Source organism: Undibacterium sp. 5I2 (assembly GCF_035019605.1).
GTDB lineage: Bacteria > Pseudomonadota > Gammaproteobacteria > Burkholderiales > Burkholderiaceae_D > Undibacterium.
In genome coordinates this window covers 1-9,667 of sequence record NZ_JASJVS010000092.1, presented here as the reverse complement: position 1 = coordinate 9,667, position 9,667 = coordinate 1, and the positions used below count along the sequence as shown (strand labels likewise).

The 9,667-nt window shown below is 51.0% G+C and carries 12 protein-coding genes; 5 read left to right on the top strand and 7 right to left on the bottom strand.

The genetic code is table 11. The features are described 5' to 3' along the window. Positions 1-125 precede the first annotated feature (125 nt). The gene (locus tag QN359_RS18835) at positions 126-401 is read left to right on the top strand and encodes a HAMP domain-containing protein (RefSeq protein ID WP_322248241.1); all 276 of its coding nucleotides are present in this window, start codon (positions 126-128) and stop codon (positions 399-401) included. An 88-nt stretch (positions 402-489) separates the two neighbouring features. Here QN359_RS18835 and QN359_RS18830 read toward each other — a convergent pair whose 3' ends face one another. After that, the gene (locus QN359_RS18830; RefSeq protein WP_322248242.1) at positions 490-1,353 is read right to left on the bottom strand and encodes a MoxR family ATPase; all 864 of its coding nucleotides are present in this window, start codon (positions 1,351-1,353) and stop codon (positions 490-492) included. A 336-nt stretch (positions 1,354-1,689) separates the two neighbouring features. Between QN359_RS18830 and QN359_RS18825 the strand changes: the two genes are divergently transcribed. Together QN359_RS18825 and QN359_RS18820 are read left to right on the top strand one after the other, a co-directional pair. Continuing rightward, positions 1,690-2,013 carry a cytochrome c gene (locus tag QN359_RS18825; RefSeq protein ID WP_322248243.1) on the top strand — a complete coding sequence of 108 codons (324 nt, stop codon included), beginning with the start codon at positions 1,690-1,692 and terminating at the stop codon, positions 2,011-2,013. Between the two features lie 13 nt (positions 2,014-2,026). Next, positions 2,027-2,374, top strand: coding sequence for a cytochrome c (locus tag QN359_RS18820; RefSeq protein WP_322248244.1), 348 nt, complete (start codon positions 2,027-2,029; stop codon positions 2,372-2,374). Positions 2,375-2,445: 71 nt separating this feature from the next. Here the strand turns inward: QN359_RS18820 and QN359_RS18815 are convergent, their stop codons facing one another. Further along, positions 2,446-2,874 (bottom strand): DUF1841 family protein, encoded by a 429-nt coding sequence (locus QN359_RS18815; RefSeq protein WP_322248245.1) that lies wholly within the window; start codon positions 2,872-2,874, stop codon positions 2,446-2,448. Between the two features lie 127 nt (positions 2,875-3,001). Between QN359_RS18815 and QN359_RS18810 the strand changes: the two genes are divergently transcribed. Further along, the gene (locus QN359_RS18810; RefSeq protein WP_322251113.1) at positions 3,002-3,586 is read left to right on the top strand and encodes a malonic semialdehyde reductase; all 585 of its coding nucleotides are present in this window, start codon (positions 3,002-3,004) and stop codon (positions 3,584-3,586) included. 26 nt (positions 3,587-3,612) lie between these two features. Here the strand turns inward: QN359_RS18810 and nth are convergent, their stop codons facing one another. The 3 genes from nth to QN359_RS18795 form a co-directional block, all read right to left on the bottom strand. Further along, positions 3,613-4,260, bottom strand: a complete 648-nt coding sequence (gene nth / locus QN359_RS18805; RefSeq protein ID WP_322248246.1) for an endonuclease III — start codon at positions 4,258-4,260, stop codon at positions 3,613-3,615. Continuing rightward, the gene (gene rsxB, locus QN359_RS18800; protein WP_322248247.1) at positions 4,257-4,943 is read right to left on the bottom strand and encodes an electron transport complex subunit RsxB; all 687 of its coding nucleotides are present in this window, start codon (positions 4,941-4,943) and stop codon (positions 4,257-4,259) included. Before rsxB ends, nth begins: the two co-directional genes overlap by 4 nt. Positions 4,944-5,050: 107 nt before the next feature. Then, on the bottom strand, positions 5,051-6,286 hold the full coding sequence (locus QN359_RS18795) for a polyhydroxyalkanoate depolymerase (protein ID WP_322248248.1): 1,236 nt from the start codon (positions 6,284-6,286) through the stop codon (positions 5,051-5,053). 280 nt (positions 6,287-6,566) lie between these two features. Here QN359_RS18795 and QN359_RS18790 point away from each other — a divergent pair, with 280 nt between their 5' ends. Beyond that, entirely contained in the window at positions 6,567-7,799 is a 1,233-nt protein-coding gene (locus QN359_RS18790; RefSeq protein WP_322248249.1) for a tetratricopeptide repeat protein, read from the top strand. 72 nt (positions 7,800-7,871) lie between these two features. Here QN359_RS18790 and QN359_RS18785 read toward each other — a convergent pair whose 3' ends face one another. Together QN359_RS18785 and fdxA are read right to left on the bottom strand one after the other, a co-directional pair. Beyond that, entirely contained in the window at positions 7,872-8,939 is a 1,068-nt protein-coding gene (locus QN359_RS18785) for an NAD(P)/FAD-dependent oxidoreductase (protein WP_322248250.1), read from the bottom strand. A 78-nt stretch (positions 8,940-9,017) separates the two neighbouring features. Then, positions 9,018-9,341 carry a ferredoxin FdxA gene (gene fdxA / locus QN359_RS18780; protein ID WP_322248251.1) on the bottom strand — a complete coding sequence of 108 codons (324 nt, stop codon included), beginning with the start codon at positions 9,339-9,341 and terminating at the stop codon, positions 9,018-9,020. Between the last annotated feature and the right edge of the window lie 326 nt (positions 9,342-9,667).

The following is a 9,667-nucleotide window of genomic DNA, read 5'->3' as shown; positions in this document are numbered from 1 at the left end:
TTGCGACAGCCTCTTTTGGCCGGTGAGCGACGAAGGAGCGACGCGATGGGAGGGGATGCAAACCCCTTCCAGAGTCTGTTCCATCGTCGCTTGCGACGATCCATTAAGTTGTTGAGCCGAAGGGCATGGAAATTTTGAGTTCAGCGAAAAATATTCCAGCCGCTGATGCCAGCACGCTCGATAGGATTTCGAGCAATCAAACTGCGCGGCTGCTCGTGCCGGTGAGCAGCGAGGATGAAGTCGCTCAACTGATCCATACATTCAATCGCTTACTTGATACCTTGACGCAAAGAGAATCGGCTTTGAAAAAAAGTGAATTCTTTGCTCGCGCGATGTTTGCTGTGGAAGTCCCGATCTTTATCGCCAGCCGTGCACCGATAAGCGGCCGGGAAACCGAATGATTTGCTCCATACCATTATGATCGACCACGGCGATGCAAGGGCGACGCGGATTGAATTCAAGCGGTTTGCCCGTCGCACCGACAGGGCGTCAGCGATTGGTACGTGACATGAAGATCAAACGTTCGAACAGGTGCACATCTTGTTCATTTTTCAGTAAGGCACCATGCAAGGGTGGCACGATGGCTTTGTTGTCTTTGCTGCGCAAGGCTTCGGCAGGGATGTCTTCTGCCAGCAAGAGTTTGAGCCAATCGATGAATTCTGAGGTGGATGGCTTTTTCTTGAGTCCGGCGACATCGCGTACTTCGTAAAAAGTCTGCAAGGCCTGTGCCAGCAAGTCGGCTTTCAATTGCGGAAAATGCACGTGGACGATTTTTTGCATCGTCTCTTTATCGGGAAACTTGATGTAATGGAAAAAACAGCGGCGCAGAAAAGCATCCGGCAATTCTTTTTCGTTATTCGAGGTGATGATCACCAGCGGTCTGTGCTTGGCGCGTACCATTTCGCGCGTTTCATAGACGTAAAATTCCATGCGATCGAGTTCGCGTAATAAGTCGTTCGGGAATTCGATATCGGCTTTGTCGATTTCATCGATCAACAAGACCACCGGTTCATCGGCGGTAAACGCTTGCCACAACACGCCTTTGACGATGTAATTATGAATATCTTTGACGCGCGCGTCACCGAGCTGGGAATCGCGCAGGCGCGAGACGGCATCGTATTCGTACAAACCTTGCTGAGCTTTGGTGGTGGATTTGATATGCCATTGCATTAAAGGCATATTCAAGGCTGCGGCGACTTCTTCGGCCAGCATGGTTTTGCCGGTACCCGGTTCACCTTTGATCAGTAAGGGGCGTTGCAGCTTCAAGGCAGCATTGACTGCGAGTTTCAAGTCATCGGTGGCGACATAATTGTCGGCACCTTCAAAGCGAAGGGCGGTAGTTTCCTGCGTCATGGCGATGGGCGTTCGTGAGTGAATTGATCGGTGCACAAGTGCAGCAAAGCACGCTTGCAGACGTTATAAGCTCTCGAGTATAAGCCAGAATGTCGAATAATGTGAACGTACGTGCTGATTTCAGTGCAGCTGCGCGATGAGGAAATTTTGAAATGCAAGCAGCAATTTTGCGAATGCTTGGTTTGTATCAGTAAGCAACAAAAAATCTAGTCAAAAAGCAATTTTTGGCAATTCATGTGTGTTTTTTACGCCGATTTGATATTGATCAGATAAAATAAGGATCTATATCAAGGTGTCGTCTTCATCGTACTGTTGGTTATTACTCAATTCGCTCATATGAAAAAACTGTTTGCACTCCTCGCTTTGGCGAGTCTCACTCAGGCTGCCTTGGCAGCCGAAGTTGTTGGCAACGCGAAGGACGCGGCGGATAAGAAAATCGCGATGTGCATCGGTTGCCATGCTATTCCCGGTTATAAAGCGACCTTCCCCGAAGTATATCGGGTGCCGATGATCGGTGGGCAATCGGCCAAATACATCGAGAGCGCGTTGCAGGCTTACCGTAAGGGCGATCGTAAGCATTTGACGATGCGTGGCGTGGCAGGCAGTTTGTCGGATCAGGATATTGCTGATTTGGCCGCCTATTACTCACAACAAAAATAATACAGGAGCTCACATGCATAAAAATATCTGGTTGGCTGCGCTCTTGTCTTTGTCGGCGGCGAGTGCATTTGCCGGTGCGAATATCGCAGCCGGTAAAGCCTTGGTAGAAAAAAGTAATTGCGCATCATGCCATGGTAAGGATTTTAATTCGCCGATTGATCCGACTTATCCGAAATTAGCCGGACAGCATGCTGATTACATCGTGCAGGCTTTAGTCGCTTATCAGCGTGGTAGCACAGGGCCTAACGGTCGCAGCAATGCGATCATGGGTGCGCAGGCGAAAGTCTTGTCGCATACTGACGTGCAAGATATCGCTGCCTACCTGCAAAGCTTGCCGGGCAGCTTGGTGGTGCAAAAATAATTGACCATCATGCTCAAACGAAACCACGCTTAAGCGTGGTTTTTTTTCGGGCCAGAAACGTGGTTTGCTACTCAGCGTACCCGTTTGCGCAAAGCTTCAATGTAGGCCTGGCCATCCGGTGGCAGGCCGCTACGTTGCGCAGTCCAAATCATTTCGCCTAGACATTCCATGATGACATGGTGCGCCTCATGGTCGGAATTGAGCTGGCGGCTCAGTGCCAGAAAGGCCGGTTTGACGCCCTGGGGTTGATCGACTGAAATTTGTTCGGCAATCGACAGATGCATGGACAGGTGCAAAAACGGATTGCTTTGCCCTGCATCGACCGAATAGTCGCTGGCCAGCGCCGTATCGAGGTCACGCAGACTGTGCTCGTACTCGGGGTGCGCACGGATCCAATCGGAGGCGATGGCTTCCAAGGGCGTCAAAATTTCCTGAGCATGAAGTTTGCGGTAAGTTTCGCAGAAGAAACGTCTGACATCGGCCTGGCTGGGGTTGAACATGAGGGTACTCAGTAGTGAAGGGCGCACCGCACGTGGGCGCGTAGCCGCATATTGTAAAAGGATTTGACAGAAATTGCTGCGCTGTTGATGACTGCAGGTATGATATGCGCTTGTTTAAAAAGGAAGAATCATGTTGAATCACACTGTATTGGACGCCTTGTTCTCGACGGCGCGCACGCACAATGCCTGGCAAGATAAGGCGATCAGCGATGAGCAATTGCATCAGTTGTATGATTTGATGAAGTGGGCGCCGACCTCGGCCAACACTTCTCCGGCACGCGTGGTGTTTGTTCGCTCGCCGGCGGAAAAAGAAAAGCTGTTGGCTTGCATGGCTGAGGGGAATCTGGAGAAAACTCGCACTGCCGCGGTAACCGCCATCATCGGCATGGATATGGCGTTCTACGAGCATTTGCCGACGCTGTTTCCGCATGGTGATGCACGTTCTTGGTTTGTCGGTAATGAGGATTTGATCGCCGCCACGGCTTTTCGCAATTCTTCGCTGCAAGGTGCCTATCTGATGCTGGCGGCCCGCTCGCTGGGGATCGATTGCGGCCCTATGTCGGGTTTTGATGCGGAAAAAATCAATGCGACATTTTTCGCCGGTTCGCAGGTGACCGTCAATTTCATTTGTAATCTTGGTTACGGCGATGCCGCCAAATTGTATCCGCGTGCGCCGCGTCTGAGCTTTGATCAGGCTTGCCGGATTGCTTGAGTCAGTTCGGCTGCCGGCACAGCCGCTCAGGCTTGTTCCGGCAGCGGCGTTTTTTTCTTGAAGTCGCACAAATCTGCGATCATGCAATTCCAGCATTTCGGTTTGCGTGCGGTGCAGGTGTAGCGGCCATGTAGTATCAGCCAGTGGTGGGCATCTTGGAGAAATTCAGCGGGGACGAACTTCATCAATTTTTCTTCGACGATGACGACGTTTTTCCCCGGCGCGATGCCGGTACGGTTGCCAACGCGGAAAATATGGGTGTCGACCGCGATGGTCGGTTCGCCAAAGGCGGTGTTCATCACCACATTGGCAGTTTTTCGGCCAACGCCGGGCAGAGCTTCCAAGTCGGCGCGTGTGCGTGGCACTTCGCTGTCATGCTCGGTGAGCAAAATGCGGCAGGTCTCGATCACATTTTTTGCTTTGGTACGGAACAAACCTATGGTTTGTATGTATGGAATCAAGCCATCGACGCCAAGCGCATACATACTCTGCGGCGTAGTGGCGACGGCATACAGTCGCCGAGTAGCTTTATTGACGGCGACATCGGTAGATTGCGCCGAGAGCAGTACGGCGATCAGCAATTCAAACGGGCTGCTGTATTCGAGCTCGGTGGTCGGCGTTGGATTTTGTTTTTGCAGGCGCAGGAAAATTTCTCGGCGTTTTGCGGCATTCATGGTATTTCCTTGGCTTGGTCGGCAGCGATTTTTTTCTGTCGCGCGCGTTCAATCGCGGCGGCAATCACGGCTTTTTTTCGGTCTATCTCTCGCCTTTGTTCCGGGTATGCGTCGGCTTCTTGTTCCAGTGCGTGTAACTTGGCGCTGGCTTTGCGGCCTAAGCGCTCTTCATTTTCTTGTTTTTCGCGTTGCAGCCTTTGTTCCCGCAAAGTATACCGCAGCCGCGCTTGCTCAGCTTGTACCAGGCTCCAGGCCGCCCAGCCGGTGCGCGTAGCGGTAACTGGCAACATGCTGATGCAATCGACCGGGCAAGGCTCGACGCAAAGATCGCAGCCGGTGCAGAGATCGGGCAAGATAAAGTGCATTTGCTTGGGTGCGCCGATAATGGCGTCGACCGGGCAAGCTTGTATGCACAAGGTGCAGCCGATACAGTATTTTTCTTCAATCACGGCGAGGCTGCGCGGGCGCTCGCTGCCATGCACGCTGTTCAAGGGCAAGATTGGTCGCTGCAACACATGCGCCAATCTGACCACGCCTTGCTGCCCGCCTGGTGGGCATTGGTTATGGCTGGCCTCATCGGTGACGATGGCAGTGGCATAGGCGTGGCAAGACGGGTAGCCGCATTTGGTACATTGGGTTTGCGGCAGCAGGGCGTCGATTTGGGCGATGAGTGGAGTGGACACGTCGGTGAGGCAGTAACGGCAAAGTGGCGATTATCCGCCCAATTACGCTGAACAACAAATAAAAAAGCCACCTTTATGGTGGCTTTGCTGCATGTACGCGCTACGATTTAACGGTGTTTTTGAATGAAATCAGCCAGTTGTGGGCAAATCACATCACGCCAGCGTCGGCCGGAGAAAATACCGTAGTGGCCACAGCCTGGCGCGATGAAATCTTGTTTCATATTCGCTGGGATGCTGCTACATAAATCATGGGCGGCTTGCGTCTGACCGGCACCGGAGATATCGTCGAGTTCACCTTCGACCGTCAACAGGGCAACGGTTTTGATATCTTGCGGACGTACCAGCTTGCCTTCAACTTCCCAAGTACCCCTAGGCAGATCAAAGTCTTGAAACACGGTTTTAATGGTATCGAGGTAGTACTCGGCCGGCATATCGAGCACGGCATTGTATTCATCGTAGAATTTGCGATGTTGATCGGCCGATTCGTCGTCGCCTTTGATCAGATGCTGGTAATAATCCCAATGGCTTTGCGCATGGCGATCTGGGTTCATGGCAACGAAACCAGTGTGTTGCAGGAAGCCAGGGTAAACTTTGCGACCGTAGCCGGGGTAATTGGCCGGTACGCTGTAAATCACGGTATTTTCGAACCAAGAGAATTTTTTCTCAGTGGCCAGATTATTGACTTGCGTCGGTGATTTGCGCGGATCGATGGGGCCACCCATCATGGTCATGGTTTTTGGCAATTTCGGATCGTTTTCGCTGGCCATGAGTGCAATGGCTGCCAGTACCGGTACGGTTGGTTGGCAAACGGAAACGACATGCACATCCGGGCCGAGCAAGCGAATGAAGTCTTGCACGTAGTAGATGTAGTCATGTAAATGGAATGGGCCTTCCGAGGCCGCGACCATGCGTGCATCGGTCCAATCGGTGATGTAGACATCATGCTGTGGCAACAAACCGCGTACAGTATCGCGCAATAAAGTCGAATGGTGGCCAGATAATGGCGCGACCAGCAAGACTTTTGCTTGATTAAGCTTAGCAGCATCCTTCTCGCTGATCACTTTGGAAAAGTGCAGCAGTTTGCAGAAGGGTTTGACCACGACTTCGGTCTGTACAATGTCGATGTTCTGTTCGCCGATGCTGACCGAGCTAATGCCGAATTCCGGCTTTTGGTAATTTTTGCCCAAGCGGAACATGAGTTCATAGCCTGCGGCAATGCGCTGTGCATAAGGGGAGTGCGCCAGCGGTGAGACCGGATTGGTAAATAATTTCGACGACGCTTCTGCCCACTTGGTCAGTGGGTTGAGGATGGCGCGGTTGAGTTCATGAAATTGGTAGAGCATGGTGACATCTTTCTGATAGAACGACGGAAAGCCGGCTCGTTTGAATAGCCTACTTTGATAAGAAAGTGACTATTCAGTAAATATTTCCGGGGAGCTTGGGAAGCTGTGTTTTATGTCGTATTGCAATGCATCATAAACCACTTTTCATGATTGTGGGCTTCCTTGCTCATTTGGGTGTGTCTGTAGTGCAAAAGAATGTTAAATAATTGATTAAACAGTAATTATGGCTTATCGTGGGCGATGATTGTGGGCAAATGTTTTCTAAGAGGGGCTGGTCAGTATGAATGAGCACGAATGGTCGGAAACGGAGTGGCGCGAAAGTTGTTTTCTTGCATTCGATTTGATGCGTGATGCACCCGAGCAGGGGCGTGCGATCGCCGCGGCGATGCGACGTCAGGCCTTGGCGCGGCGCTTGCCGGTGTTGGGTACATTTGCGGAGTTATTGTTTGCTTTCGCCGATTTTTTTGAGGGAAAATTGGCCTTGGCTGAGCCGGAATTTGAACGCACGGCAGCAATGTTTGAGCTCGTCGGCGACGAGGAGGGCATCGCGTTTGCCAATCTCGGTACGGTTGCGGTATGGCGTAAGCATGGCATGTCGGAGCAAGCCTATTCGCTTTGTCATTCCAAGATTTTGCCTTTGTTGTCTAGCCGCGATAATCGTTTGTCTGTGATGATTTTCAATATACTCGGCACGCTCTCGCAAGAGTTGGGATTTACCGAAGAAGCAGTGCGGCATTTTTATACCTCGCTAGAACAAGCGCGTCGCCTGAATATCCCGAATCGGGTGTCGCAAGTGCTGGCTAATCTGGGCGAAATTTTTTATCTCAGCGGTAATGCGACCTATGCCGAAGAATTATTGGAAGAGGCGCGTAGACTGGCAGTCAACTCAAATGAACGCTGGTTGGCACCGTTTATCTCCACCATGCTGGCCTTATGTAAATTGGCCTTGGAAAAGTATGAAGAAGCGTATCTGTCGGTGCTGAGCTATGTCGATGAAGACTCAGCGGCGCATCATACCGATAATGCCAGTCGGGCATTTTGTTTTTCCGTGGCCGCGTACACTTTGGCGATGCAGGGACAGTTATCCAAGGCTGACCAGCTCAATGCCGTTGCGATGGACTTGCTTGAGAGTTTTGAAGACCGTCCGCTCAAGCCTTACAGTTGGTGGGTCAGCGGGCATTTGCATCAATGTCATCAGCGCTATCCGGAAGCAATTCACGATTTGCAGCGGGCAATTGAAGAAAACGCCAACAAAGGCTATTGCTACACTTCCTTGTGTGCGATGAAAGCACTGGGCGATTTGTATGCAAGCTTGGGACAATTCGAGGAAGCATATCAGCAACAGCAGTGTTATCTTGAGCTCTATACCAAAATGCAGGGACGTGCGACGCGTTTGCATGTGGAGACGGTGGAATTCAAAAATGCGCTCAAGCAGACTGAGTTAGCGCTTCGCTTGACCGAGAGTGCCTTGCAAGAGCGGCAATTGCTGCAACATCAGTTAGCCAGTCGGTAGGGCCGGCTGGTAATCATAAAAAAAGCGCAAAGAAAATTATCTTTGCGCTTTTTTTTGAGTACTGCTGGTCGCTCAGTCGAATGTCGGGGTATCGACGCCGAGGATTTTGTGCAGCTTAGGTGAAGTAGTGGTGTATTGCATGTGGATTTTCTTATCAGGGAAAATATACGGTGCGGCACCAAACGCAGCGAGCGCCGCTTCGTGAAAACCGGACAGTATCAGTTTTTTCTTGCCAGGATAGGTATTGATATCGCCGACGGCAAAAATACCCGGTACATTGGTTTCGAATTTCTCTGTGCTCACAACCTTCAATTGCTTGCGTTCGATATCGAGGCCCCAATCAGCGATCGGGCCTAGTTTTGGCGACAAGCCGAAGAACACCAATAGTACATCGAGTGGCATGCGACGTGTCACGCCGTCGGCACCGGTCACTTTGATTTCAGACAATTGATCATCTTTGGTTTCTATGCCGGTGATTTGGCCGATGGTCAGTTGCATTTCATAGTTGTCGCACAATTCTTTCATCTTCGCGACCGATGCCGGCGCTGCACGGAAGTCGTCACGGCGATGCAATACCACCACCGATTCGGCTTTACCAACAAAATTCAGGGCCCAGTCGAGCGCAGAGTCGCCACCACCACAGATGACCAAATTCTTACCATGAAATTGCGCCGGGTCTTTGACACGGTAGAATAATTGGCTACCTTCGAAAGCGTCGATGCCTTCCACTTTTAAAGTACGTGGCTGGAACGAACCGACGCCGGCGGCGATGAAAATGGTTTTGGTGATGAAGCGCGTGCCGGTCGAGGTTTCGAGATCGAAACGGCCATCTTCGCGACGCTCTACCAGAGTGACTTCTTGTCCGAGATGGAAAGTTGGTCCGAACGGTTCAATTTGTTTGAGCAAATTGTCGGTCAGTTCCTGGCCAGTACAGACTGGTACCGCAGGAATGTCGTAAATCGGTTTATCAGGATAGAGTTCCACGCACTGACCGCCGACGACTGCCAAAGAATCGATGACATGGGCTTTGATTTCAAGCAGGCCTAATTCAAATACTTGAAACAGTCCTACCGGACCAGCACCGATAATGACGGCATCGGCTTCGATTACGGCGCTGTGGGATGTTGTTTTATTTTCCATACGACAAATAGTTCCTGATATTGCTGAAAAAGATAGAGCCAGAGGCGCGGCGCGAAATCGGCGGCTGCGCCATATGGCTTAACGCACGAGATGCTGCAATTTGCTTTTAACGTCTTTCCATTCATCTGCATCTGGCAATGGTGCGGTCGTTTTGGTAATCGACGGCCATTTCGGTGTCAGTTCAGCATTGATTTTGATGAATTGCAGTTGATCTGCCGGTACATCTTCTTCGGCGTAAATCGCATTGACCGGGCACTCCGCTACGCAAACTGCGCAATCGATGCATTCATCGGGGTCGATGATGAGGAAATTCGGGCCAGCGCGGAAGCAATCTACCGGGCAAACATCGACGCAATCGGTGTAGCGGCAGCGGATGCACGATTCGGTCACAACGTGGGTCATAACAGTCCAATCTTTAAAATTCGGGGTTTTGGCACAACCAGATCGCAGGAAACCCATGCTATGGCTGGAAAGCCTTGTATTTTAAGGCAATTTCACGCTTCTCACAATTACGGCTTGCAGAGATCTTATATAGATTGCGAATAAGCAAATTCAGTGTGAGATGTGTAAGCAGGCAATTAAGTGGGAAAGTCAGGCGCGATTGTAAAGGAATCGGGCCGGCCGTGCTTTGATGTGTATCACCATCGATGAATTTATCAAAAATCTGACTAGGGTTTGAAACCCCGGCCTTCAGAGGCTGTCGCAAAAGCCTGATGGACGTTTTTTAC

Excerpts from the sequence above, each read along its gene's own strand:
- QN359_RS18835 (WP_322248241.1), top strand. The coding sequence starts at position 126 with ATGGAAATTTTGAGTTCAGCGAAAAATATTCCAGCCGCTGATGCCAGC.
- QN359_RS18830 (WP_322248242.1), bottom strand. The coding sequence starts at position 1,353 with ATGACGCAGGAAACTACCGCCCTTCGCTTTGAAGGTGCCGACAATTAT.
- QN359_RS18825 (WP_322248243.1), top strand. The coding sequence starts at position 1,690 with ATGAAAAAACTGTTTGCACTCCTCGCTTTGGCGAGTCTCACTCAGGCT.
- QN359_RS18820 (WP_322248244.1), top strand. The coding sequence starts at position 2,027 with ATGCATAAAAATATCTGGTTGGCTGCGCTCTTGTCTTTGTCGGCGGCG.
- QN359_RS18815 (WP_322248245.1), bottom strand. The coding sequence starts at position 2,874 with ATGTTCAACCCCAGCCAGGCCGATGTCAGACGTTTCTTCTGCGAAACT.
- nth (WP_322248246.1), bottom strand. The coding sequence starts at position 4,260 with ATGAATGCCGCAAAACGCCGAGAAATTTTCCTGCGCCTGCAAAAACAA.
- QN359_RS18795 (WP_322248248.1), bottom strand. The coding sequence starts at position 6,286 with ATGCTCTACCAATTTCATGAACTCAACCGCGCCATCCTCAACCCACTG.
- QN359_RS18790 (WP_322248249.1), top strand. The coding sequence starts at position 6,567 with ATGAATGAGCACGAATGGTCGGAAACGGAGTGGCGCGAAAGTTGTTTT.
- QN359_RS18785 (WP_322248250.1), bottom strand. The coding sequence starts at position 8,939 with ATGGAAAATAAAACAACATCCCACAGCGCCGTAATCGAAGCCGATGCC.
- fdxA (WP_322248251.1), bottom strand. The coding sequence starts at position 9,341 with ATGACCCACGTTGTGACCGAATCGTGCATCCGCTGCCGCTACACCGAT.